This window comes from Mesorhizobium carmichaelinearum (assembly GCF_900199455.1).
Classification (GTDB): Bacteria; Pseudomonadota; Alphaproteobacteria; order Rhizobiales; family Rhizobiaceae; genus Mesorhizobium; species Mesorhizobium carmichaelinearum.
Map to the genome: position 1 here is coordinate 1 of NZ_FZQR01000048.1, position 25,966 is coordinate 25,966.

Annotated in this window: 14 protein-coding genes and 6 pseudogenes; 12 read left to right on the forward strand and 8 right to left on the reverse strand. The window is 58.5% G+C overall.

What is annotated here, in order from left to right; genetic code table 11:
- Nucleotides 1-233: 233 nt before the first annotated feature.
- Nucleotides 234-2,336: a prolyl oligopeptidase family serine peptidase gene (locus CKW40_RS39130; RefSeq protein ID WP_095204981.1), complete on the reverse strand. Its 2,103-nt coding sequence runs from the start codon at nucleotides 2,334-2,336 to the stop codon at nucleotides 234-236.
- 779 nt (nucleotides 2,337-3,115) lie between these two features.
- Between CKW40_RS39130 and CKW40_RS39135 the strand changes: the two are divergent.
- Nucleotides 3,116-3,357, forward strand: a pseudogene (locus tag CKW40_RS39135) (DDE-type integrase/transposase/recombinase); the annotation flags it as partial.
- A gap of 468 nt (nucleotides 3,358-3,825) precedes the next feature.
- On the opposite strand, the gene CKW40_RS39145 reads toward CKW40_RS39135, so the two are convergent.
- From CKW40_RS39145 to CKW40_RS39160, 3 genes and pseudogenes are all read right to left on the reverse strand, one after another.
- Nucleotides 3,826-5,808, reverse strand: a complete 1,983-nt coding sequence (locus CKW40_RS39145) for a T3SS effector XopP-like protein (RefSeq protein WP_244571478.1) — start codon at nucleotides 5,806-5,808, stop codon at nucleotides 3,826-3,828.
- A 612-nt stretch (nucleotides 5,809-6,420) separates the two neighbouring features.
- Nucleotides 6,421-6,744: pseudogene (locus CKW40_RS45010) on the reverse strand (amidohydrolase); the annotation flags it as partial.
- 469 nt (nucleotides 6,745-7,213) lie between these two features.
- A pseudogene (locus tag CKW40_RS39160) lies at nucleotides 7,214-8,146 on the reverse strand (LysR family transcriptional regulator).
- A 20-nt stretch (nucleotides 8,147-8,166) separates the two neighbouring features.
- Between CKW40_RS39160 and CKW40_RS39165 the strand changes: the two are divergent.
- From CKW40_RS39165 to CKW40_RS39225, 10 genes and pseudogenes are all read left to right on the forward strand, one after another.
- Nucleotides 8,167-8,817 (forward strand): polysaccharide deacetylase family protein, encoded by a 651-nt coding sequence (locus tag CKW40_RS39165; RefSeq protein ID WP_095204984.1) that lies wholly within the window; start codon nucleotides 8,167-8,169, stop codon nucleotides 8,815-8,817.
- A gap of 78 nt (nucleotides 8,818-8,895) precedes the next feature.
- A pseudogene (locus tag CKW40_RS45015) lies at nucleotides 8,896-9,081 on the forward strand (chitooligosaccharide deacetylase NodB); the annotation flags it as partial.
- Complete coding sequence (gene nodC / locus CKW40_RS39175; RefSeq protein WP_095204985.1) at nucleotides 9,078-10,469, forward strand: chitooligosaccharide synthase NodC; 1,392 nt, start codon at nucleotides 9,078-9,080, stop codon at nucleotides 10,467-10,469. The pseudogene CKW40_RS45015 and the gene nodC, both read left to right, overlap by 4 nt.
- Before the next feature lie 186 nt (nucleotides 10,470-10,655).
- Nucleotides 10,656-11,570, forward strand: coding sequence for a nodulation factor ABC transporter ATP-binding protein NodI (gene nodI / locus CKW40_RS39180; protein WP_095204986.1), 915 nt, complete (start codon nucleotides 10,656-10,658; stop codon nucleotides 11,568-11,570).
- A 3-nt stretch (nucleotides 11,571-11,573) separates the two neighbouring features.
- Nucleotides 11,574-12,362, forward strand: a complete 789-nt coding sequence (locus CKW40_RS39185; protein WP_095204987.1) for an ABC transporter permease — start codon at nucleotides 11,574-11,576, stop codon at nucleotides 12,360-12,362.
- 292 nt (nucleotides 12,363-12,654) lie between these two features.
- Nucleotides 12,655-13,386, forward strand: a pseudogene (locus CKW40_RS39190) (sulfotransferase domain-containing protein); the annotation flags it as partial.
- 570 nt (nucleotides 13,387-13,956) lie between these two features.
- The gene (locus CKW40_RS39195) at nucleotides 13,957-14,211 is read left to right on the forward strand and encodes a helix-turn-helix domain-containing protein (RefSeq protein ID WP_095204994.1); all 255 of its coding nucleotides are present in this window, start codon (nucleotides 13,957-13,959) and stop codon (nucleotides 14,209-14,211) included.
- A 323-nt stretch (nucleotides 14,212-14,534) separates the two neighbouring features.
- Nucleotides 14,535-14,931, forward strand: a pseudogene (locus CKW40_RS39205) (IS6 family transposase); the annotation flags it as partial.
- Nucleotides 14,932-15,009: 78 nt separating this feature from the next.
- Nucleotides 15,010-15,429 carry a phage tail protein gene (locus CKW40_RS39210; protein ID WP_095204996.1) on the forward strand — a complete coding sequence of 140 codons (420 nt, stop codon included), beginning with the start codon at nucleotides 15,010-15,012 and terminating at the stop codon, nucleotides 15,427-15,429.
- Nucleotides 15,430-16,688: 1,259 nt separating this feature from the next.
- A complete protein-coding gene (locus CKW40_RS39225; RefSeq protein ID WP_179298280.1) occupies nucleotides 16,689-17,015 on the forward strand; it encodes an AfsR/SARP family transcriptional regulator in 327 nt (108 codons plus the stop codon).
- Nucleotides 17,016-17,513: 498 nt separating this feature from the next.
- Here the strand turns inward: CKW40_RS39225 and CKW40_RS39230 are convergent, their stop codons facing one another.
- The 4 genes from CKW40_RS39230 to CKW40_RS39245 all read right to left on the reverse strand — a co-directional run bounded on the left by CKW40_RS39230 (nucleotide 17,514) and on the right by CKW40_RS39245 (nucleotide 21,578).
- Entirely contained in the window at nucleotides 17,514-18,056 is a 543-nt protein-coding gene (locus CKW40_RS39230; protein WP_095204991.1) for a hypothetical protein, read from the reverse strand.
- A 63-nt stretch (nucleotides 18,057-18,119) separates the two neighbouring features.
- Nucleotides 18,120-20,186 carry a type III secretion system export apparatus subunit SctV gene (gene sctV, locus CKW40_RS39235; RefSeq protein WP_095204992.1) on the reverse strand — a complete coding sequence of 689 codons (2,067 nt, stop codon included), beginning with the start codon at nucleotides 20,184-20,186 and terminating at the stop codon, nucleotides 18,120-18,122.
- Between the two features lie 157 nt (nucleotides 20,187-20,343).
- Complete coding sequence (locus CKW40_RS39240) at nucleotides 20,344-21,234, reverse strand: SctD/MshK family protein (RefSeq protein ID WP_095204997.1); 891 nt, start codon at nucleotides 21,232-21,234, stop codon at nucleotides 20,344-20,346.
- 116 nt (nucleotides 21,235-21,350) lie between these two features.
- Nucleotides 21,351-21,578 carry a nodulation protein NopA gene (locus CKW40_RS39245; protein WP_179298281.1) on the reverse strand — a complete coding sequence of 76 codons (228 nt, stop codon included), beginning with the start codon at nucleotides 21,576-21,578 and terminating at the stop codon, nucleotides 21,351-21,353.
- Nucleotides 21,579-23,578: 2,000 nt separating this feature from the next.
- Here CKW40_RS39245 and CKW40_RS39255 point away from each other — a divergent pair.
- Nucleotides 23,579-25,435, forward strand: a complete 1,857-nt coding sequence (locus tag CKW40_RS39255) for a T3SS effector XopP-like protein (protein WP_095204999.1) — start codon at nucleotides 23,579-23,581, stop codon at nucleotides 25,433-25,435.
- Nucleotides 25,436-25,966: the final 531 nt, after the last annotated feature.

The window sequence follows — 25,966 nt, forward strand, 5'->3', positions numbered from 1 at the left end:
AGCCCGAATCCTCAGTGCCGATCCCCAACGCGCGAAGGCGTACCTGCCAAGGGCTTGGCCATTCCGTGACCGAGGCTCCAGCCTGCGGGACGCACGCAGCTTGGGCAGGCTCAGCTGCGAGGGCCTGCTGTCCCGCCAGCATCAGGACGATGGCCGCTGTTACTCCCCGAGCCACGCCCATTCGTTTTTCTCCATGATATTCTCTCTTTGCTCTTCAGAAATGATGCACTGCCCTATGAAAAATCCTGCTGGAATTGCTCGGCTTGCCAGCCGATCGCACTGCGAAGGAAATTCTCGCCCAGGGCAATGAATGCGGCGCGCTCGCGATTGTCCTTGCCGTAGCCGTGGCCGCCTGCGCTGGGCTCGTAAAAATAAGCCGGGTAACCAAGAGCCTGCAGCTTTGCAGCCATCTTGCGCGCGTGGCCGGGGTGGACGCGGTCGTCTCGCTTCGTGGTGGCGAGCAGGATAGGCGGATAAGGCTGCCCCGGCGCCGCAACGTGATAGGCGGAGATCTCCTTCAGAAATGTCCAATCGTCCTGCTTGTCGGGATCGCCATATTCGTCGATCCAGCTCGCGCCCGCCAAGAGCTTGGTATAGCGGCGCATGTCAGTGAGCGGGACCGTGCTGAACAAAGCGCCGAAACGCTCAGGATAGCGGGTTAGCATATTGGCGATGAGCAGGCCGCCATTTGAGCCGCCCTCGGCGGCAATCCGCCTCGGCTGCGTAACGCGTCTTCGCACGAGGTCGGACGCAACCGCGGCGAAATCGTCATGGGCAAGGCGCTTGCCCTGTCTGCGCCCGGCTTCGTGCCAACGCGTGCCGAACTCGCCGCCGCCCCGGATGTTCGCCACCACGGACGTACCGCCGCGTTCGAGCCACAGCTTTCCTATCGAAGAGTTGTAGGATGGCAGGAGCGATATGCCGAACCCGCCATAGGCGCTGAGGTGAACCGGGGCATCGGCGGTCTCGTTCGCCGGACCGACCTGCGTATAGGGGACCATTTCACCATCGGTTGAGACTGCCTCGCGGCGCGTGACCACGAGCCCCGATGCGTCGAAATCCTCCGGATTGCGCCTCAGGATTACTGGAGCGCCGAGAGGCGGCGCTGCATTGAGATCGAACAGCAGAAGCTGCAGCGGCGTAATGGGGTCCTGAGCGGCAACAAGAACCTCGCCGTTGGTATCGTGGAGTTTCGCGTCGAGCCGCCAGATGTGAACAGTTCCTTTGGCGGGCACAGCGTCCAGCGCTCTCCGCGTCCATTCCTTGCGGCCCGGGGTGAACATCTCGAAACGCGGCACGAGGTTCACCAGGTAAGAGATGATGAGCCTCCCGTCATTCCAGAAAAATGACTGCAGTGATCGATTGTCGCCCGAGTCAAACAGGGTGACAAAGCCGCGTTCGCCAGCGATAAAAGAGGAAAGCGAGATGCCGATCAGTGTGTCGGCGGCATAGGTCATCCCTCCCACCGTCCAGGGTTTGCGCGGCTTTACCGCCAGCCAGTCTCCGAAGCTATTCCACCAGGCGTCTCGAGGAAGGTCGATCTCTGTCGTCGGCCCGCTTCTGTCGCCGATACGGACTATTTCCTCGAAGTAGGCCGGGCTGTCTAGGAACCAGATGCGCTCGCTCTCGGCGGTGCGGTCCAGATAACCGGACACGCTCAGGGTTTCGGAACTGGTTTCGAAGATCACCGGCGCGGTGAGCGGATCTGTGTCGCGCTTCCACATCCGAACCGTGCGCGCATAGCCGGAGCGGGTGGCCATGCCATCACCAAGCGCACTCGAAAGCAGAAGCGTATCAGGATCGAGCCAATTGATGCCGCCCTTGGCCTCCGAGAGATTGAAGCCGCCCCTGACAAAGCTCAGAGTCCCAAGATCGAATTCCCGATGCACGACCGCATCGCTGCCGCCGCGCGACAGGCGCAGAACGGCTCTTTCCCGTCTCTCCGGCTCGATCGACGCGCCGCCCCAGGTCCAATCCTCCTCGTCGCTGTCGGCAAGGGCGTCCAGATCGAGCAGCACCTCCCACTTGGGGTCCGCTTCCATGTAGGAGCTGAGGGTTGTCCGGCGCCACAGTCCGCGCGGATTACGACCATCTAACCAGAAATTGTAGAGGTGCTGACCATCGCGCGTGATCATGGGAATCTTGTCGGGACGGTCGAAAATCGCTGTCAGGGCTGCGCGATCACGCTCGAATTGAGCGCCCCCGAAATGCCTGAGGGTCCTTGCGGCTTGGCTGGCCGTCCAGGCAAGTGCCCGTTCGCCTTCTACTTCTTCAAGCCAAAGATAGGGGTCGTCGTCGGGAGCATTCAGCGTTGGACGGAAATCGAATTCGGTCATGTCCGAACACCCCGAGGAATGAAACCGCAATGGCTTCCCGTTTGTCGGGAACGCTCAGTGTTTGCCGCAGTGACCGCATGTTCGACAGGCGTGATCATCGATGAGTTCTCCCGGTCAGAGCCGCGGCAACGCGTTTGCCCATAAGACCGCATATGTCGTGCCAACCAGGAGAATCGTTCAGAGCAATGCGATCGCTTAGAGGGCGCTGTGTCCCATCTGCGACATCGTCGAACATCCGACAATGACTGCAGCTTTTAGGACCTGGTCGATCTTGTGCGCAGGTCGCACGACACCTTGCAAACTCAAGCAGTGATACTCACAGCAAATTGGATTGCGACGCAAAATCTTCTCCGACACGCATCGCCCATTCAGCTTCGATCTGCAGATACCCGCGCTGACGGACGACATCAGCGACGAAGACTGGCTGCGCGGATGATCTACACCGTCAGAGCAAGAGCGTGAAATCCGAGACAAAGCGAGAGCCGTCGCAGGTTGGCTGGCCTCATGGCTATGCAAACCTCGCCGGCATTCTTTGGTGTCATGGACCCCTTGCCGAAGCCGAAGTTTGGCCATCGCGGGCAAGCTGCCTTCGCAGGAACGCACGCGACTGGGCTCAATGACAACTTGGCTAGAGGCAGTCCGTTGTCCGATACAGCGGTACGCGGGTTTAGGATATCGGGTGCTCTGCTTGTGGGCGTCTCGGCGAGCCGGCCAATAGGAAACGGTGTTTCGCTGACGCGGCGTGCATTGTACGCGCGCAGCATTGGTGTGCGGAGCAGGTGCAAAGCCGCCGCAATGCCAAGGCTGCCAGGCGTCTGATGCGAAAGCTTCTCAAAGGTCAATGCCGCTCGCCGCGTGTGATGGTCACTGACAAGCTTCGATCCTACAGTGCGGCCAAGCGCGATATCATGCCGGCGTCGAGCATCGCTCACACAAGGGCCTGAACAATCGCGCTGAGAATTCTCACCAACCGGTCCGACGGCAGGAGAGGACTATGAAGCGGTTCAAGTCAGCCCGAAGAATCCGCACCCGGCGGTGTGGCAGCACGTTCCGTGCATACTTAGGAATAACCACCCTTTGCTCCGTCTTTCGTTGTCGAGGTCTACGAAGGTTGGGGCATTGCCATGGTCAGGGTGCTAAAGGCGGCGCTACTCGCACCGCAACTGCTGTTGGTTTCGCGATGCACGCCTCAAACTTTCCACGATTGACCTCTCCGACCTTTACTCCGTAACCGCGCAGCATCCCAAGATGCTCAGTCACGGACCAGTGCCTCGGGCTCGCGGGCGATCTTGACCTCGCGCACGATTCTTCCGGTCGTGTCCACCATGCCCACGCTGCTCTCTCCCAGCGAGACATCGATTTCCACAGAGTGTTCTATGGCTGTTCCTCTCCTGATACGTGGAGCCGATCGCTCGGATTCTGTTTCAATACCATCATTCTGGGGGACATCTACCTGACTATGCTCGCGAAGGCCGGCCGATCGCAGCATCTAGCGCTGGTTCAACAGGGATTTGCAGAAGGCGGGGGTGAGCTTGCCGCGGTGGATCACGACGTTATCGTGACCGATTGCAGCCCGGGCGTTCTGCCACTGCCGATTGTGCCCGCGCTGTTCATTGGACTTGACGTGGCAAGCGGCGAAGACTGAGTCATCCAGCATTGCCAACTGCCGGGCATCTACTGGGCGGTTCGTATGGATGTGCACCCACATCGGACTCGGCATTGCCCCATTGCGCAGCGCCTTGGGCTGCAGCCTGATCTCGAACAGCGACCCTGGCTTCCCATTCAACGCGCGCGGTCGATCCGCCGGCGTCAACTCCTCAGCTGCCCGCAAGTGTTCAAGGTAGTTCTGCGAGGGAAAAGGGTAGGTCTTCATGCAATCGATGGAAATAGCGGCCTTTTCGATGTCCAAAGACTTGGCCAGTCCCTGCGCCTCGGACAACATCAACTTGAGCCTGCCTGTTTTGTCGTGCGCTTCGCTTATTCGCGCAGGCGTGAGTAGGACGCGCTGACGAGGCTCCTCCAACGCGGCAAGACAGGCCTGCATCTCGGTGGCCTGCGCTTGCAAGCGCTTGACCACGGTGTCGAGGGCGTGTTCGGCGTCCTCTGGCTTCATGTGGCGCGCTCGCGAGACGGTTCGTTGCTGACCAGCCAGATCGAACTGCAAAAGTTCGTCCAACCGCTCAAGTCGTGGCGTCAGGCCCTCCGTGGACGGCAGGACCTGCCAGATTGCCAAGCGCGCGCCCACCGCCGACGCACTCGCATGCGCCTCCTCCACGCTCACGAACATCTTCGTACCCAGATCCGAGCGCACGAGAACCTTCGCTGCTGGCGCGGTGTCGCTGACCGCCGCAGCGGCTTGCAGTTCCGGCCGCCGCGCGGCCGAACTCCCAGCTCCAGCGGCCGGCTTGTGCTTGCCTTTCCCTTTCTTGCGCGCTGCGGCGCCTTCGGTCATTGCGGCCTTGCCGGTAGGTTCGGCCGGTACCGTAGCACCGGCGTCGGCCGGCAGTGCAACGGCTGGAGGCTTCGGCTGCAGTTCCAGGAGGCGCATGACCTGGTGCGCAGTGATCCACGCGCCGTCCACGATCTGCCTCAAGAGTCCCAATGGGAGGTCGGCACCTATTTGGTGATCGTTTAATTTGGCAACGACGGGGTGCAACGCCGACGCAAATTCCGAAAGCCGCTCCATGACTCCTTCCAGAACGGCGCAGTGCTCTGCGTCGAGTGGGCGGCCCTTGTTCTTCATTACAGCGTCGGCCGTCGAGATGAATGCCGGAAAAACGTCTATGATGAAGGCTCCCAGCAGACCCACTTGCCCGTTGTGACCGATAAGGATTTCCCTGACGGGTGCTTCAAACGTCCTCGCCTGCGGGTCAATCTTGACCTGCGCGAGAGCGATCCGCGATTGCAGCTGCATTACCTTTGAATTGACTACCCAGCCGGTGTGCAGCCGCAGCGCGGCTTCTTCTTCCTGCCTCATCTCGGCTGTTGAACTTGCTAAGTTGGTAGTCGCGGCGCAGACGGACCGCATCCATTCGTAGCGCTGTACTTTCTTGTCCCACAGCTCCATGCGGGCCACAAGATACTTCACCAAACTCGGAGCAGATCGGCTCAACTGGTCGGGGGTGGCATTGGATTGGACCATCCGGTGAAGGACTTTGGCCACACGCTCCCTATCCTGTTCCACCTTGTCGAAAATCTTTTGAGCCACCATGTTGCAATCCTCCGCCCGACTGAGCGCGTCGTCGCGGAGTTGACGCACCCGATCGTCGGACAGAATGCTACGCGCCACAGGCCGGGGCAGGCTCGCGTAGTAGTCCAGAATTTTTGCGCCCGCATTGACGACCCGATCGATCTGGTCTTGCGCGTCCTCCAACGACTTTATGTTTTGCAGGCCCTTTTCCTGGGAAGCGTCGAGTTCCTCAGCCAGCTCGTGCAATCGTCGCTTTGCCTCGTTGACCTCTTCGCTTGACAAGCTAATGGGAACTGCCACACCCGAAGTTGGCGGCTTGCTGGCGACCGGCGCCCAGGCTTCACTCTCCGACGTTGAGGACACACTGCGCCGCCGCGGACTGGCTGCACGTGGCGTGGCGGCTGCACGTGGCCCAGCAACCGGGATTCTATGTGGGTGAACGGAGGGGCCGGAAGATCTGCCGCCAAGGTCATCATGCGCATCGCGCGCAGCCGAGGGTGACTCTTTACCTTGAGGCTCAGAGCGCATCCGCTCCAGGGCGGAACCGAACGATTGGCTGCCTTCCCCGGACGCAAGACTTGATTGCGAGCGCGAACTGCTCGATCCGGCTCCAGCACCCCCAACGCGCGATGTTCCAGATCTACCAATGCCCGTCATGTTTCATCTCCGATATAGGCGAGAATGCGCTGCCTATAGGCTGGGGTGATGTACGCTCAGCCGTAAGTGCTTCGCCCAGATGACCCGTGGCATGACGCTAATCAGCGGCATGTCTTCGTCGATCGTCACGGCCAGCCCGGAAGCCTGGTCAGGCGCGGCAGGTCTAGATAGACCGCTTGGCTGACGATTAACTGACGAAGAGCTTTTCCCTGATGCGACAAGCGAAATCCGATTGCTGGGGAGCTCGTTCCGGATGCCACGGGTGATGAGTTCCGTGCTGGCACCACCGACGTATCCGCAGGGCTCGGGCGGCGGCTCAAGATGGTCTGCAGGTTCATCACCAGGACGCACGCGGCGACCAAAATCTGCGTTGCTTGCATGGGGACGAGCCGCATGTCCTCCGAAACCGGTAAGGGTGGATTTCGAACTTGTCCTCGGCCGACATGATCGCCCCCGGACGGACTCAAACACGCCCACGGGGAGACCTTGCATGTTGTGGATGCCGTAGATCTAATCGAACGGGAAGCACTCCATCAACCGTTCGTCGAGCATTGAGAGTGCTCGCAGTTCGTGCGAGGCGATGTCGTTGACATGGTCTCCAGAGTGCTCGCCGCTACCGGATTACCTGCTAGTCGCCTTCAACTGCACGTGACGACCGGCTGAAGCAATAAAGACTGAGGGCCAGTTGGAAGTCGTTCGCGCTACAGGTTGCGACGACGTTCAGGGTATCTGTTCAGCCCACCCAAATCTCCAGCTCATGTGACAAACTTCCTTGGCAATCCTCGCAACAAATCGCTGCTGCCCCGCGGGCTATCGGCCCTGTGAACGAAAGATGTCGCTTGGAGCCGTAGGCCTGTTCCCTCTATTCCCGCATAATGTTCCATGGCTGTTCCTCTCATGATGTTTGGAGCCGATCGCTCGGACTCCGTTTCAACACCATCATTCTGAGGGACAGCCACCCAACCTGGCTATGCTCGCGAAGGCCGGCCCATTACGGCATCTAGACAAGGGCAGCCCCGAGCTGAATACATCAGAAGCGCGCATGACGTTCCTGGGTCTTGCGTGGAGTAGCCATGCGGGACGCCTCCTGCAACATTATCTCCCGCATCCAGATGCTTGCCGGATCATTGTTGTGAAGGGTCGGCCATTGGACGGCCTCGGGGAATGTGGGAAGTTGCAGCGGAAGTTCGATGATCTGCAGCGGGAATGTTTGTTCGAAATGCTTGACCAGCCGGGAGGGCATGGTCGCTATTCGATCTGTGCCTGATACCAAAGGCGGGATCATGCTGAAGGCCTGCACGGTGACCTCGACGCGCGCCTTAAGGTCATGCTCACGCAAAAACCATTCCTTGGGCTTCCGCAAACGCTCGAACTTAACCGAAACATGCTCATTGCCATATATTTCTCTACCGTAAGCTGCCGTGGCAACTGCTTGTTCCTGGCGCAGCCCACGCACACGAGCCTCTCGTCGAACAGCGTCAATCTTGGATGCGCGCTCGACATGTACCATTCCGGAACAATGACAAAATCGACGTCACCGCGCCGGAGGAGCTCATCGGGGCTGTCATCGAGAGGAAGCATTTCGAAGCAGACGGCGGGTACTTCGCGTGCAACGCGCTCCACGACCTTTTCAAAAAAAGCACCAGTGTGACGAAATCGGAAAGAATAATCCTGAAGCGGCGGTCAGCTTGAGCCGGGTTAAACGGATCGCTAGAAATAATCGAGCACTGGATGCGCAGGAGCGCGTCGCGAACTGCCGGGGCTTGTGCGCGCGGTGTTAGAATACGCTCGCGGTCGCTCATCGCAAATAGTTCATCGTGGAAAAATCGCGCAGCCGGGCAACGGCCGCACTCATAGCCGGCTGACTCAGGTTAATGCGGCGCGCCGCCTCTGTGAGGTTGCGCTCGGTCAGCAGTGCGTCGAGCACAACCAGAAGATTCGGATCAACCCCTTTGAACCGCATTTCAGTTATCCATAATATGGATGCGTCAAATCGAAACAAACGATTTTACCGGTTTTGCAGAACGTCGCATAGGGACAATTCAAGCAAGCCTCTTAAAGGAAGTCGTCGATGTTTGCGTTAGCTCCGAGGAGCATTTTTGCACCCAGCCGCAATGGACATGCGGCTTGATTCACGTTCGGCAAACACCCCAAGGCGTGCACCAGAAAGTGCTACGCGGGGGAGCCAACCACACGATGACTCATCCGGACTTGTCCAGACGCGGATCCGCCGAAGTCGAACGTGAAATCCTTGAGGCGAACAGGGTCATCAGGGTGGCGTGCCCCCAGGCCACGGTACGGCGAATGCGCGCGCCGTATGGGATTTGGACCGAAGAAGTGCTTACCACCTTAGCGAGCGCTGGACTGGCGGCTGTCGATTGGTCCGTAGATCCGCGAGACTGGTCCCGCCCCGGCCCCGACGCGATTGTCGATGAAGTGCTTGCCCGTATCGAGCCGAGCGCAATTGTGTTCTTGCACGACGGGTGTGCTCCCGACGAGTTGGCACCGGACACTCAAGCCAGTCTGCGTGACCAGACGGTCACGGCGATGGCGCGCCTAATTCCAGCATTGCATGACCGCGGATTTGTAATCCGCTCGCTTCCTGACCATCACGCAACAATCGAGATCCTATGAACCTGTTCGCTGCAATCAGTATCGTCGCCGTGTCGGGTTATGCGCTGCTCTCGACTCTCTATAAGGGCATGCAGACGTATCGAGCCGAGCGCAATTGTGTTCTTGCACGACGGGTGTGCTCCCGACGAGTTGGCACCGGACACTCAAGCCAGTCTGCGTGACCAAACGGTCACGGCGCTGGCGCGCCTAATTCCAGCATTGCATGACCGCGGATTTGTAATCCGCTCGCTTCCTGAACATCACGCAACAATCGAGATCCTATGAACCTGTTCGCTGCAATCAGTATCGTCGCCGTGTCGGGCTATGCGCTGCTCTCGACTCTCTATAAGGGCATGCAGGCGATTTATGCTCGGCCAGCAAAAGCGGCACCGGCGTCGGACGACCTAGTCGGCTCCGGCCTCTGGCCGAGCGTGGATGTCATCGTTCCCTGCTACAATGAGGATCCGCGCACGCTCTCGGCGTGCCTCGCTTCCCTTGCACACCAGGAATACTACGGCAAATTGCGGGTGTATGTAGTTGATGACGGTTCTGGAAATCGCGAAGCGGTCGCGCCGGTACACGACAGCTATGCGGAGGACGCGCGATTTGAGTTCATTCTGCTCCCCGAGAATGTTGGCAAGCGCAAAGCGCAGATCGCCGCCATACGCCGCTCATCTGGAGATTTGGTGGTCAACGTCGACTCGGACACGACACTTGCGCCCGACGTTATCAGGAAACTTGCACTGAAGATGCAGGATTCAGGGATCGGCGCGGCCATGGGCCAGTTGACGGCAAGCAACCGGAGCGACACGTGGCTGACCCGATTGATCGATATGGAGTACTGGCTGGCGTGCAATGAGGAGCGTGCGGCACAGGCTCGCTTCGGTGCCGTCATGTGCTGTTGCGGCCCATGTGCCATGTACCGCCGGTCTTCGCTCCTTTCACTGCTAGATCGGTACGAGACGCAGCTGTTTCGGGGGAAGCCAAGCGACTTCGGTGAGGACCGCCATCTGACGATCCTCATGCTGGAAGCAGGCTTTCGAACCGAGTACGTTCCGGACGCAATCGCGGCAACAGTCGTTCCCGATACGGTAGGGCCGTATTTGCGTCAACAACTCCGCTGGGCACGGAGCACTTTCCGGGACACGCTGCTTTTGCTTCGGCTATTGCCCGGCCTCGATCGCTATCTCACGTTGGACGTGATCGGCCAGAATCTCGGCCCGCTGCTTCTCACCCTCACGGTGCTAGCGGGACTCGCGCAGCTCGCACTCACAGGTACAGTGCCTTGGTCGGCATGCCTGATGATTGCAGCCATGACCATCATTCGATGCACCGTTGCAGCTTTTCGTGCTCGCCAACTTCGATTTCTCGCATTTTCTCTGCACACATTCATCAACATCTTTCTGTTGCTGCCCTTGAAAGCCTATGCGTTGTGTACACTGAGCAATAGCGATTGGCTGTCGCGCAAGACCAACAGCCTACCCAACAGGGAGAAAAAGCAGGAGCAGGTCATCGCGGGAAACACGATCGCCGGACCAAACCCTACGGGAAGCTCGGAGGTTGCCGACTCGATTCGAATGACGAATCTGTCGCGCGATCCATCAAGGTTGGTTGAGTCTGGCAGCGCTGCAGCGGCAAGCAATCGAAGTATATTGGTAGCGAGCAAGTCGTGAGTCCAGGGAAGTAGCCAAGGCGGTCCGTAGCGGCCCGACGCCAATCCGTTCGAGTGGGGGCACACGCAAATGCTTCGGCTGTCGCTTTCGACGGGTCGCCACAAATGTGATGGCCTACTCTGGACCAGAACGCCGTGAATGAACTGCCGGCAGGCCGATCGGCTTGTTTGAGCTTGAGATAGAACCATGTCCAAAGTAGCAATCGACCTTGCCGGCGTAACAAAATCATTTGGCGACAAGCCCGTTGTGAACGGGCTGTCGTTCACCGTTGCGTCGGGAGAGTGCTTTGGCCTGCTGGGGCCGAACGGTGCGGGCAAGAGCACGATTGCGCGCATGCTCCTCGGCATGACGCCGCCCGACGCGGGTAAGATCACGGTTCTCGGGGTGCCAGTGCCGGCACAGAGTCGCTTGGCACGCAAGGGCATAGGCGTGGTTCCACAGTTCGACAACCTTGACCAGGAATTCACGGTACGCGAGAACCTGTTGGTGTTCGGGCGCTACTTCGGCATGAGCACACGCAAGATCGAAGCGGTCATTCCATCGCTTCTCGAGTTCGCCCGGCTTGAGAGCAAGGAGCATGCACGCGTCGCCGAACTATCCGGCGGCATGAAGCGGCGTCTGACGCTAGCACGTGCGCTAATCAACGACCCGCAGCTGCTCGTAATGGACGAGCCGACCACCGGCCTCGACCCGCACGCGCGCCACCTGATTTGGGAACGCCTGCGTTTCCTGCTGGCGCGCGGCAAGACGATCATCTTGACGACCCACTTTATGGAAGAGGCTGAGCGGTTGTGCGACAGGCTGTGCGTTCTCGAACATGGATGCAAAATCGCTGAAGGCAGCCCTCAAACCCTAATTGACGAACATATTGGGTGCCATGTGATCGAGATCTTCGGCGGCAATCCACAAGAGCTGAGTTCGTTAATCCGACCATACGTTCAGCGCATCGAGGTGAGCGGCGAGACGCTATTTTGCTATGCGTCCGATCCGGAGCAGGTGCGGGTGCAGCTGCGCGGGCGGGCGGGTCTGCGTCTTCTGGAGCGTCCACCCAGTCTGGAGGACGTTTTCTTGCGGCTGACCGGACACGAGATGGAGAAGTGAACAATGGGTGAAGGCTTTGCGGCGGCTCTACCCGCCAACCCGTGGAACTGGATTGCGGTGTGGCGCCGCAACTATATGGCCTGGAAGAAGGTCGCACTTGCGTCACTGATCGGCAACCTCGCCGATCCTATGATCTATCTTTTCAGCCTCGGCACTGGCCTCGGAATAATGGTAGGTCGCGTTGACGGTGCCTCGTACATTGCTTTTCTGGCAGCCGGCATGGTGGCGACAAGCGCGATGACCGCATCGACCTTTGAAACGATCTATGCTGTTTTCGCCCGCATGCACGATCAGCGCACCTGGGAAGCAATCCTGCACACACAACTTACCCTCGGCGACCTGGTTCTCGGTGAATTGGCGTGGGCAGCCACCAAGGCCTTTCTGGCTGGTACAGCAATTACGATTGTTGCCGCCGCGGTTGGTTATTCAACATGGTGGTCCGTTCTCTATGTGCTACCAGCCATCGCTCTCACTGGGTTCGCGTTTGGAAGCCTGGCCTTGATCGTCACGGCGCTTGCCCCCAGCTACCAATATTTCATATTCTACCAGACGCTCGTCATCACACCCATGCTGTTCCTGTCCGGCGCGGTCTTCCCGGTCACCCAATTGCCAGGCACCTTTCAGCAGGTTGCGGGCTTCTTGCCGTTGGGGCATTCTATCGACCTTATTCGTCCGGTGATGCTTGGCCACCCGGTCGGCAACGTCGGGCTGCATATCGGCGCACTTTCCATCTACGCGGTATTGCCATTTTTCATATCGGCGGCACTGTTCCGTCGGCGCCTGATGCGTTGATGCTACATACGAATACAAGAAGGAGACCCGCGTGCAGTATCGCGAACTGGCCACAAGCGGCGAGCGTGCTTGGCCCGGCGGCTGTGAGTTGGCGACTGCAGAACACGAAAGTTGGCGCACACGCGACTGGAGATGCAGGCACACGCCAGTCTGCGCGACCAATCTCACCGTGCGGGTCTGATTGCATGAGCGCAGGTCAAAACCCGTCCGCGTCTCAAGACATCACGTCCAGTCTTCTTGTGCTGGCACCGCCCTCTGAATGTCGAAACCACTATCAGTTGGAACACATGCAATGACCCACAGCACACTGACGGCTGAGCCTTTTGCAATCCTTGCTTTGCCAAGGACTGGGACGCACTATTTGGAAGTGTTGTTGAACGAGCATCCGAATGTAATCAGTAACGGTGAGTTGCTCAACGAGTACGACACAAACTGGCCCAACAAGGATCGCCTGCTACGCAGCAATCGCGAGCTCTTAGAGCTTGCCTACGTTCGATATCCCACCCGGTGCGACAAGAAGGTGACGCATGTTGGCTGCAAGGTCAACGAACCGCAGTTTCACGATCATCCGGGCTTCTTTGCGGAACTGGCCCGTTGGCCAGGACTTAAGGTGATCCTCTTGGTTCGGAGAAACGTGTTGGAATCGCTACGGTCGCTGGTGCAGGCAAGGCAAAGCGGTCAGTGGCTGAAGTTCAGTTCGGACAGGGATGAAGCTCCGCCGCCACAGGTCAGATTGTCAATCGCCGACTGCGAGGCATACTTCAAAACCGCCGACGATTTCCACGCTCGAGTTGCGCACTCCCTCGCGCCGTCCAACTTGCTTGTAATGGAATACGAGAGCCTTCTTCAAGAACCCGCAGCATGTTTGGGAACGGTTTGGGATTTCCTGGGAGTTCCGACGCTTCAGCTTTCCGGTCGCGCCATCCTTCAGCGCCAGGAAGCGCGACCGCTCAACCAAACGGTACAGAATTTTGATGAACTGCGGCTTCATTTCGCAGACGGACCTTATGCGAGTTTCTTTGACTCGCTGCCGTCTGACGGGTCCTTGCAGCCAGTAGTGCGCTTGCTCCCAGCGCCACATTCCACGCTTTTCAGCGAATGCCAATATTGGCCTCAGACTGAGACACCCGACGCCCGCTACCCGGCCGAGATTGGCGATTGATTGAGGCATTCTTGTTGAAGACCGCATGAAGGGTATGACCGCCACCGAGTTCCTCCCGCCCCGAGCGAGGCGGAGGATCAAGAACGTTCCCGCCTTCAAACCACCCTGACCCAATTGGTCATTTTACGCGTCCACTGGAGCGATTGCGCATGTTCATTCCCTGCACCATGCCGCGCGGTGGAGAGATGCGGGTTGATTTGAATTAATCGCTGAACGTTTTCGCAGGGGGAGCCCGCCAAGCCGACGATTGGGCACTTGGACTTGATCGGAATCGGGTGAACCTCCATATTGGACCGGCCACCAGTTTTCAGTCGTGGCCTTCCATGGATGAGGCCGATCAGGCCGCCTGACATCCATTTTGAATTTGCTGGGTTAGCCAGGCGAGAGGAATCTTCGATCCTCAGGCGCCACCCTGGTTTTATGGAGTTGCATATGAACGATTCGCGCATTCCCGAGACGGTCTTGAAGGCGATTTCAGAGGAGACGCATATCGTCCGGGCATATCGCGAGCACCTGGGCTACTCGATTGAGGACCTGGCAATAGCCTGCGGACTTGCCACTGAGGAGATCGAAAACATCGAGTCCGGCCGGAGATACAATAAGGGCTATCGTAACCGGATCGCCAGGTCACTGTCCTTGCCTGCCGGAACGTTCGACGAGCTGTCGGAAGTCTCGGATGCTGCGTAATGCGCCAGCTAAGAATTGCAGCTATGCGGTGATGCCATCCTGCTGGTCCTGAAGGGCGCAACGCAAAAGCTTTTGCGGCGTCGGCCTACTAGCTGAATCGACATTCATCGCATCCATAACATGGCGCAAGCGATTTGAATGAAGCTGAGGAAGTATAGCGCGCGTCGGTCGTAGTGTGTTGCGATCCGTCTGAAGTGCTTGAGTTTGTTGAAACAACGATCGATGAAATTGCGGACTTTGTAGGCTTCAAAGGGCTCTGTTGCAAACGTTTCAGTTACGAGGGATGTGGCATGGCTTTCCGGTGTTTCGCCGGCGGTTTACGGATGTTCAAGGGCCGCCATTTTGACCAATCGATCATTCTGTTGTGCGTCCGCTGGTACCTGGCATACGGCTTGGGCCTGCGCGATTTAAAGGAAATGATGGCCGAGCGGGGCGTCGGCGTCGAGCATTCCACGATCCATCGCTGGGTCTGTCATTTCGCGCCGTTGCTGCTGAAGCGCTGCAACCGGCGCAAGCGTAGCGTCGGCAAATGGCATGTCGACGAAACCTACATCAAGGTCCGCGGGCGGTGGATGTATCTCCCTGGCTGCGGCCAAGCGCTTCTTCAAGACGCTGGAACGCCACAGCCGGCCCGATCACGTCGTCATCGACGGCAGCCAGACCAACCACGAGGCGATCGTTTCCTGCGATGCGACAAGCCGATTGCAGGACTGCTCGCGGGCGGCGTGCGCGGGGTCGGGGTCAAAGCCAGGGTCAGAAGCCGATGCTCCCCTTATTCATATCGAGAGCCAGGGCTGGATGCTTTGCGATGGACGATATCTGAGCACGACTTCCTATCCGGAGCTCTATGCCACCTTGGGTGCAATCTACCGTGAAAGGTCTTCAGGCGCTCACCTTGAATTTCGGATTCCCGATTACCGCGGCCTTTTCCTACGCGGATTCGACGCTGGCGCCGGGATAGATCCACACGCGGGTCAGCGCCTTGATCCTACCGGAAATCATGTCGCCAACACCGTTGGCTCGCTGCAGTGCGACGCCATGCAGGACCACACACATTCGTATGACGTGACCGAGCCGGCGGCCATCTCACAACAGGGCAGTGCTGCGGGAACATCGTTGTCGAGCAAGCCAACGAGTTCGCCCTCAGCTCCGGCGCGTATGTCTGCTGAAACGCGGCCCAAAAACATCGCAGTCAACTACATCATCAGGTTCCGCTAGAGGCTCCCTCTTTCAACGAGGCGAGCCAGCTCCGATGCCAATCCAACGAACTTTTAACAAGAGGAGAGAAGGTGATGACTTTGCAATCGAAAACGATCGGGTTGTTGGTGGTTCTCGGCACGGCTTGCGCCAGCGTTCCGCCAACTCACGCAGAGGAAAGCTCTGCCAAGGCAGGCACGACGCACGTAACCACCGGCGTGGTCATTCGCGGTGTCACGATCGGCGGCCCTGCCGGAGCGCCTGGCACCCCGACCGGCAAGACATGCGACTTCAGCAAAAGGAAGGGTTGGGCAGGACGGCCGGATGACTGGCGCCAGTGTCAACTGCCGTCCTGACGGAAATTTCGCGAACACGATACAGGGACTTCCCACACGATTTGATGCCTACTGCGTCGTCAACGCTCCGGTGAAAAGCGCGCGCTTGATCCAGGCCACAAGACCCGACAACGCTAACCCATTGTGATCTCTCGGGCATTACTCCCAAGGACGCAACGGGCAATTCAAGGGATCTGTGTGGCGGTAGGACTGGCCTTCAGACCGAAGTCATCAGCGTGACTGCCACAGGTCCATGAAAGATTGACGCTTGTCAGGGCATGGCCCGTCGCCGATGTGCCCTGACGACTTTTTGTCAAAGCTTGGCCAATGGTCTCGCCGTCGGAAATCGGACTGCGGGGTCTGTTCACCAGCCACGCGTACGCTGTGTTCCGCGGGTTGACGCGTCGGTGCGACTATGTGTTTCGCCGCCATCACAAGCGTTTGATCGTCGTTGACGATGGCCTGTCTGCCGCGCGAAGGTCGACCGTCTTCGAGTTTGGCTTGTCGATTGTCCGCAATCTTCCTAATATCTAAAGTATACTACTGATTGTGCTCAGAGCGGGAAAACATGCTCTTCAATTGTTACAATAACTTGACGAGCGCCGAAGCTGACAATCAGATAGGATGCTGCCTGCTACACGCCTGTATGCGCTCGGCTTCAGAAGGCATGCTTGGATTTACGACTAACACTGCTTGGCAGATGCCTTCTCATCGGCAAACAAGGAAGGCAGCTGCGCCTTGGTACCCGAAAATCCTGGGCCCTTTTTGCGTCATTGGCACAATGTGGGCCGGGCGGCTGTTCGCGAGAGCATCTGTCCGCCAGCTTGTGGCCTTTGAGCGGCGAAGAACAGGCACGTGCCAGCCTGCGCCAGGAACTTGCCGCGCTGCGCAAGGTTCTGAGAAGATGGCTGCCCTGATCCGTTTGAAACCGATCAAGGGGCATTGGTGCTGCGGCACGATACGATTGCCGTTGACAGCTGGGAACTGGAAGACATTGCCGCTTCGGGCGAAGCTGCGCGTATCCGGGGTATCCCGCAAATATACAAAGGGGACTTCGCCGCGGGATTGATGATCCGATCGGCACCGTTTGCAGATTGGCTACAGGCCGAAAGGCAAAGATTGTTTGATCTGGCAGTCTCGGCTCTCGAAACCGTGCTCGCACTCGACGAAGCAGATGGCGAGCCTAGCGCCGCGCTAAAAACGGCACAGGCGATAATCGCCATAGATGCCACACACGAGGTGGCCCATCGCTGCGCACTGCGAAGCTGTTGAACATTTCGCGAAGACCGAACCGAAATTCAGACTGGATAAGCGTCAAACAGACTTGGGGTGACGCGGCTCCAAGGGTGGTCTCCCGATCACCATCCAGCGTTGCGGGGAAAAGGGCGAAGCGTTGTTGTTGCGAAGACCGATTGGGATGCCTGGAATTCCCGCTCGCTGGCGGACGAGCCGATCGTGCGCCTGATCCTCGACGGGAGGGTAGTTCGTGTCCGGTGACGTGCCTCCGCTGACGTCCTCCGCCAATCGGACCGTTTTGGGCTGGGATTTTCCAGTTCTGATCCCTCGACCGGAGATGGAGAATCCGATGTAGGCATCGAAGTTTTCGGAGGCGCAAATCGCCTTTGTTCTGAAGCAGGCTGAAGCCACCCAACCTGGCTATGCTCGCGACGGCCGGCCCTTACGGCATCTAGTGCTTGCACAGCGCCAGTCTTCAGATAAACCCAGCAGGCTGGCGACCGCTATGATGCGCCCCGCATGCCCTGGCCACAGCTATCGCGATCGTGTCAACGTCCTCGGTTCGGATTTCCCAGCAAAGGCACGCGACAGATTGAAATTGTGGCGCACCATCTCATTGCCTGGCTCTGTTTTGAGAGCTTGCCGATACAGCACCTGTGCCGCGTCATGCCGCCCCTCAATGTCCAAGATCACTCCCTTCGCGTTCAGGGCACGCAAATTCCCCGGCGCTGCAACTAAGACGCTGTCGACGACCTGAAGCGCCTCAAGCGCGCGCTTCTGCGCCACCAAGGCGTTCGTAAGACGGATCGCCGCATCGACATTGTCCGGGTGCTGCTTCAGCTCGTCCCGTAAAGACGGCTCTTGAGCATCCTGACCGACCGCGCGCAGTATACGTTCGCGCATAGCCGGATCGATTTGATTGGCATTGAGCAACTCTGGCGACGACGTCTCCTTCACTGAAAGAGCTGACTTGTCCGTAGCGCAACCGCCGAGAAGCAGTATGGTAAGTACAGCGTAAAGAAGTGAGTAGCGGCGAAACGGCCTAAACGTCGGTGCTATGTTCTCGTTTGGATTCATATTTGGTTCCCAATGATCATGAGGAGATACGACATTCAGTCGTTGGCCAGGCGAATATTGCGTTTACTCCAACGCTCCACTGTCAACTCCTGTCGGGATTTTGATGGATCCGGCGGGTTGAATTGTAAAGTCGGAGGCGAGGTCTTGATAAGACAGCACAGCAAGATCGATCCCGTGTCGGGTGAGGAAGCCACGGACGAAGCGTCGCACATCCATTGAAGTTAAAACGATAGGGCGGGTCTGACCTGGCGTCGTGTTGGCAAGGGTCTGACGCATCTGTAGCAGCAGCGCTTCGCTTTGCCGATCCTCTAGTACAAGATAAGGGCCTGCAGCCGAATCTCGAACCGCATTGCGCATCACGTCCTCACTCTCACGTTCGATGATCAGGGCGAGCACGGTGCCCTCTGTGGTGGCATAACGGTGACAGATCTGCCGCTTCAAACCTGAGCGAACATATTCCGTGAGCAGGGCGACGTTTTGCTCACGTTCGCTCCATTCGGCCAACGCTTCCAAGAGGAGGCGGGTGTGGCGGATCGGGATGCCTTCATCCAGGAGGCGGCGCAGCACATCGGCAATCCGAGGGATTGGCGTTGTGCGCAGCACCTCTTTGACCAGATCAGAATATTCCTGCTCCATTCGGCTTAGCAATTGGCGGGTCTCTTGGATGCCAATCAGACGCGGCGCGTAGCGGGTCAACGTTGCACGAACGCGCAACGCGAGCGCTTCGCTGGGACCGTAATGCTCGATGCCGGCGCCGTTGAGAGCTGGTGCCCGGCTTTGTTCGGCCAAGAGTCTGTCCTTTTTTGGATCACGCCGAAAGGGGATACCGCTCGATTCGATGTTGGCCTCGTCGTCTTTGAGCGTTGGCCGGCTCAGATCGATCACATCCTGTTCGACTGGCACCCCCTCGACATCTATCCGGAATTGCGACTCGGGCAGCTGCTGGTCGACCGAGACTGGGATCTGGGGTACAACAATGCCTAGATCGACTGAGACCAGTCGAGAAACGCGGGCAATGTGCTGCTGCAATTCGACTTGCTCAATAGCGTGCATCAGGCCTGGCGCAAGGAAGAAAGCGATCGGAGAATCCTGCGCGGGCGCGGCTTGCTTTTGGGTGTCTACTGCAGCAGCACTCGTCCCGTCGACATCGGCGGCGCCAAGCACATCATCCTTGACAATGCTTATCCCGGCAAAGACTGCGGCCAACATCAGAAAGACGGGCATAGGGAAGCCAGGAACGAACCCCATCAAAAGTAAGACGCAAGCTGCCAGCCGCAATGCTCGCGTACTGGCCGTGAGCTGATCGACTATTTCGGTACCAAGGTTGACCCTCGCCGCCCCAGTCACACGAGTGACGATGGTCGCCGCTGTAATTGAGAGCAGCAGAGCCGGAATCTGCGATATCAACGCATCGCCTATCGTGAGCAGCGTGTAGTGATGCACCACCTCGCCGAAGGACATGCCCTTCGAGAGCAAGCCGATCGAAATTCCGCCCACCATGTTGATGAAGATAACCACCAGTCCGGCGATGGAATCGCCCTTCACAAATTTCATCGCACCATCCATCGCGCCGTAGAGTTGGCTCTCCTTCTCCAATGCGGCGCGCCGCCTGCGAGATTCGTCGGCATCGATGTGGCCGTTACGCAGTTCTGCGTCGACCGCCATTTGCTTACCCGGCAGAGCGTCGAGCGTGAACCGCGCCGCCACTTCTGCTACGCGTTCGGCGCCCTTCGCGAGGACCATGAATTGCACCATGGTGACGATCAGAAATATGACAAAGCCCACCACGATATTGCCCGAGATCACGAAATCGCCGAACGTGTGGATGATGCTGCCTGCGTCCCCCTCGGCCAGGATCAGTCGCGTCGTTGCGACCGTGAGCGCCAGGCGGAATACCGTGGAAAGCAAAATGACGCCGGGCAAAGAGGAAAGATCTAGTGGGGTACTGACATACAGGGCAACCATCATCAGCAGGATGGCCAGTCCCATATTGAATCCTATCAGCGCGTCGACCACCACGACCGGGATAGGAAAGATCATCATAGCGATAGCGAGAAGCAGGACCAACGCGACCATTAAGTCCGGGTTGGCTGGGGCACGCTTGATGAAGTTACGCAGGACGTTGACCATCGAGGCCCCTTTACGATCGCCTGAGAATTATTCTGCTGCTACGCAGTGAAACGTAGATTTCGAAGTCCGAGGGGCGCCCCGTCCACATGGGCGGCCCGTCAAGCGCGGCAGAATGGTTTCCTGACCACCGCATTTTTGCGTAATAGGGCCTGCGGATCTAATACGGGAGAGCGGCAACGCGGCCATCGCGGCTCAGGAGCACACGACGGTCCTCGATCCGATTGACCATCCATCCATCATCCAGAACGGCGCCGACAAAATACTTCTCGCCGTCGATGACAAGATACGGTTGGGAACCATGCCAAACCGCTTCAACGGCCAATCCGGATGGCGCCCTTTCCTCTTTGATCAGCACTCCATTGACCAGCGTTAGAGTGCCCTTGGTGCGATGATCGAACCACTGCTGAAGCTTCTGCCAACTGGTGACCGATTCAGACGTGACGGTGCCCTCTGCGGTCACAGCACCCATTGCGGAGCCGACCTTAATATTGGGAAGGCCCGCTCTATCGACTTCCTCCTGCAGCTCTTTGGCCGCTGCCTTCGCAATCTGGTCGTTGGCGGGGTGACTGGTCAGCTTGGACTCATGTTCGGCACTGGATGAATTGGGGCTCGATGCACCACCGTCTCCGTTGTAGGAGAAAATGGCTGATGCCGTGCCAATCCCTAGAGAGCAGACTATGATAATGGCGAGCATAGGGAGCGAGAGGCGTGGTATGCCGACCGAACGAGTTGGCGCAGCATCCCGCACTGACCAAAGAATGGACATCTCGCCTACGAAAACGACGACAGGAAGTGACGCCACGACGCACTCGCCTGGGGCGATATTCCGCTTACCCTCGATGCTGAGTCCGGCTGCAAGCGCCTCGACCTCGATCGAGTTGCCAAGAAGAGTTATGCGAAGATGATGCGGTGCCAGTCCTTGCTCGACGAAGACGAAATCGGCATCGAAGCCGCTGCCGATTAGGCTGGTTTCGAGAGCGGTCTTACCGGTGAGTCCGCAATAGAGTCCCGAAAGCACTTCGAAATGGAGGAAATCGGCGTGGTTCACGGAGAATCTCTCAACCAAGGATAAAAGCCGCACGGCAATTGCCATGCGGCTCATTTCGGACGCGTCGCGCCATCAGCGTGACCGGCGAGGCAACCTTAGAGCCCCGCTTCCGAAATTTACTGAACGCGTTCGTCAGCGGCTTTCTTGATGGTGGTGAGCTGGGTCGTAACAGTACGCAGCTCCATACTTCTAGCCGTCGCCTCTGCTCCAACCGCTTTTAGCTCCCGGATTTGCGCCTCGAAAGCAAGAGCCCCAGTGGTTTTGTCAATGGCGTTTCTACCCATTGAAGCCCCAGTACTACCAATAGAAGCAGCGTTACTCATGATATTCATATTGTTAGCCATGTTATTTCCTTTCTATTATATTGCGCCGTCACCACGGCACACACCTCCTCACGCCGGACCATCCAGCATCAGGCATCCTCTTCTGTGTCTGCCATAGCCTCTTCAGCTTCAGCCATGGCATCGTTGCAAATAGTTAGTGCAACGGAGCGCATAACTTCTTCGAAGGCTTCAGTCATGTCTTGCGAGCCATCCCCAGAAATGGTGGGGCCTTCAACCCGATCATTCCGGCCAACAGGCCTGTTTTGACCCTCACTCCCGCCAACAGGCCTGTTATGACCCTCACTCCCGCCAATAGGCCTGTTATGACCAGAATGGTCGGTGGATGGTTGGTGCGGTTGGCCGCTCGGATTTCCATGCCCCCTAAGCAAGGAATAGTTGCCTGTTCCACTCCCAATTGCTGCGACCATCAGGTACTCCTGCATCCGTTTCCATTGGCGGCGATGCCTAGAAAATCAATCTATGAGCGGGAGCTTTCGAGAACCTGACGACTCTGGACAAAAAGCGGGCTACGGGAAAATAACAATCGCGCAGGGTTCGGACTCCTGCAAAGTGGTAAATGTGGGCACTGCGCTTCGGCAAGGGGGGTCGGGCCTGCCAGAAGCCCGACTTTTTCCACCGTAGCGCCAAGTCCGAGGCTTGCTTGCTACGATACAACTGTATGGCCGCCACGCGGAGTTTCCCAGTTTCCCCACACGTGGCGGGCTGAGGGCGCGGGAGCTAAGCCCTGCGGTGGCCGAAGCGTTTTCAGATACCGATCTGCGCCAGACCGGGGTCGACAGCGCAACTGCACTTCCGGCGACATCATGACAGCATCCGACAAGTCAGCTGACGGGCATCGATGACTTGATCGCAGCATCACAGGCTCGGTGACTTCGCGTTAGCTGCTGGACGCGGGAGCGCATCACCTCACCCGGGTCACATCGCTAAGTTCGGGCTTCTTCGGCCCGGACGAAAACTGAGCTCGGTTCAATTTGACAACGCGGCCGCTCTCCCTCGCCGGGCCGAAGAGCTCAGGCTCGCCGCCGATCCAGCGAGATCCAAGGGCGTTGCTCCGTGAGCGATCGGGCATGAATTCAGGCCGATCAGCGGTTAGAAAACCGCAGAGGCAGCTCGTGTCAGAACGGGCGACGTCTGTCCGGTTCCAAAGCTCTGCATGCCCTCGATGAGTGACAGCGCATCCGCAAGCCAGATGATCTGATCCGGCGCGTTCGCAGTCATGTGGGGCCTAGGTTGTTTTCATCAAGGGCGCGCTTGGGCCAGGTCGGATTTCGCGCGTCCAGAAGAACTCTCCGTCAGCTAATCGTCAGCCAACCTATCTATCTTCCGCCTGATATGACTCAAACCTCGGAAACGCTGACCTGGTGTACTGATTGATGGCCCGCCCGATGCGCACCACACGCACATTTGGTGAAGCTGACGAGGCGCGATTGCACTCATTATAAGCCTTGGTACACGAGGGCTCAACGACATCAGCCCCAACAGCATAGACAAAACATTCTCGCCTATAACGGAGACGGAATATGACGGGCATTGACCGGTCTGGGAGATCGCGGGCTGAAAAGAGAGTCGGCAGGGCGGGGGAGGCGAGCAGTTCGCACTCGCAGTCAAGTCTTGCGCCTGGGGAAGGCGGCCAGTCGTTCGATGCCGTCGTGGAGCAGATGCGCACTGTGGCGATAGATAGAAGGACGCCGGCCGTTCTAATGCAGTGTGGTGTCGATGATGCCCCACGCGACCGGCCGTCCGGCCCCTCCGTTGGCATACACGGAAGCCTGGACATTGCACGGCATGCAGCCGCCGCGCCACGTGCAGCCAGTCCGCGGCGGCGCAGTGTTCCGTCGACATTGGAGGGTGAACCCCTGGCGCCGGCCGCCAGCCAGTCGCCAACTTCGGGTGTGATGGTCCCGATTTCCGTGTCACCACAGGCACGAATGGACGCGCTCTTTGGGGAGCTGTTCGCTTGCCGTAAGGCAGCGGTGCAAACCCCCGACGAGCCAGAACCGATGGACCGTGTCGTCTTCGCAGGCTCAGCGGTTCTGGAGCATTACGCGAGCCTGAGCCTGTCGCCAGCTTTGGCGCGGAGCATTGTGCCCAACTCGAGGGTGCGTCAAATCTGCGACGTCGTAATTGTTGGGGTGGACAATTACTACATACTGACAACACCGACTCTCGACAAGTTGCAAGCGCACGCAACCGATTCGGTAAAAATGGTCAGGAGGCTTAAATCCCGGGCTAGCCCCGACCAGGTGACCAAAATGTATCTCAGCGTGGCAAATGCGCTGGTTGCCTGCATAAACTGGTGGGAAAAAAGGATATGGGGCTGCGAACAGCAGTGCTTCGCCTCCGCCACCAAAGCCAGCTTGCCAAATGCAACGGCCGAGATGCGGCAGGAAGATCAGATTCTGATGCGCCGGACGAACGGCGAGCTGATGTTTGCACGGTTCGCGCTGGGATTGGCACGGATGGATTTCGCGCACCTCAAAATTGAATCGCAGGCGGGCACATTCGAACCAGCCGTGAGGGAAATCCTCCAGGTTAAGAACGCGCGGCTGCCTCTGCTGGATACCTTCGTGGACGACGTTGCTCCGGCATTCGAGTCGGCAGTACCTGCTGTCAGGGACAGCACGGGACGCCCACTCGACGCAGATCATTGCGCCGTTTTGGAGGGTGTCGTGAAGCGGCTTTCGGAATTTGAATGGGCGTTGCGGGACGTGCGCGCAAACCTTAGCGATCACCCAACAAGCGGCGACCTCCCGCTAGAACTGTTGGACAGGATCGTCGAGGACGCGTCGATCACTGCGGACCATGTTGAGCGCCTACTGGAACTGCAGCCGAACTGGCCGGCCATCGTTGAGCCGCCGGCGGACACGGGCGCTGGATCGGCCGCAGCGCCCAGGAAAGGGAAAGGGAAGGGGAAGGGCAAGCGCAAGCAGGGCGCTCGCGCTAGCGCCCCGGTCGCCGACGCTAGCAATTCGGCAGCCGGCCAACAGTCGCCGCAAATCGTTGGGGATGTCAAAAACCCGGCGCCGGTAGCCAAGGTGCTCGTGCGTACGAATCTAGGTACGAAGAAGCTTTTGAGTGCAGAGGAGGCGCAGAAGAGTGTAGAGGAGGCGGCAGCGCGCTTGGCGACCTGGCACGCCCCAGCCTCGAAGGAGGTGCTGACACCACGATTCGCACGCTTGACAGAACTCCTGCAGTTCGATCTGGCTGGTCTGCAAAGGGAAGTCTCGCAAGCGCGCAAGATGAGCCCAGAGGACGCCGAACACATCGTCGACTCTGTGGTCGAGCGTCTTCAGACCCAAGCCGCCGAGATGGAGGCCTGTTTGGTAGCGTTTAAGGAGCCTCGTCTGCGTCTCCTGCTTTCCGGTGCGCAAATAACTAAATTGCACGAAGACACAGAACAGCTAAACAAACTGTTGAGCCAGGCGCGGGGACAGGTGAAGGCTTTGAACGAGCAAAAGGCCGCTATTGCGTCCGATTGCATGAAGTCCTACGCACTTCCGTCGCAGAAGTACCTTGAGCAATTGCGGACGGCCGGGGAGCTGATCCCACCGGATCAGCCGTCCGCATTGCGTGGCGAGCCGGGCCATCTGTTTGAGATCAGGCTCCAGCACAAGGCGCTGCGCAATGGTGCAATGCCGAGTCCGATGTGGGTTCACATTCATACGAAACGGCCGCTATATGCGCGGGAGTTGGCAACGCTGGACGCCGCCGAGTTCGCCGCTTGTCACGTCAAGTCCAATCAACAGCGTGGTCACAATCGGCAGTGGCAGGAGGCGCATGCTGCGACTCACGAAAGCGTCGCGATCCACCGAGGCAAGCTCACCCCCGCGTTCTGTAAGTCTTTGTTGGCCGCTTAGTGGCCATACGTCCATCTGGTTGCCGAGGCGGCAGCTTCGCCTCAGGCTGTTCGCCAAAGTCACTTTAGGCATCTCGCGAGCGTGCCGCTTGTGGTGCCCATGAGTTGCGGTGCCAGATGAGTATTAAGCAAAATTGAAGGAATTTCTTGTCTTGAGCCAAAACGGTAAATAATGAGGCGGTGCAGAGTTGCCGCCACGCAACTCAACTACCGCAAGAGGCCGAGTGGAGCTGCCACCTATCTGAGGTTTGACGTGACAGCGCTCTCCGCCGTCGTCCGGTCGCTCCGAAATCAATCCGGACGATCATCCGCGAAGAGCCGGTGTCCCGTCCCGAATACGATTCGCTTGCCTGGCGCAGCCACAATGCGCATTCATGCCGCAGTTCATCTTCCCGGCGAGCCGGGGTAAGCGCCTCGCCGATCGCCTATGGATTTGGGCTTGACGTTTTCCGGAATCGCCAGGGCATGAGTTCCCCGATCTGGCTCTGCGGATGGCCGTTGATGATGGCGTCGAGGGTTTCGGCGAGGTAAG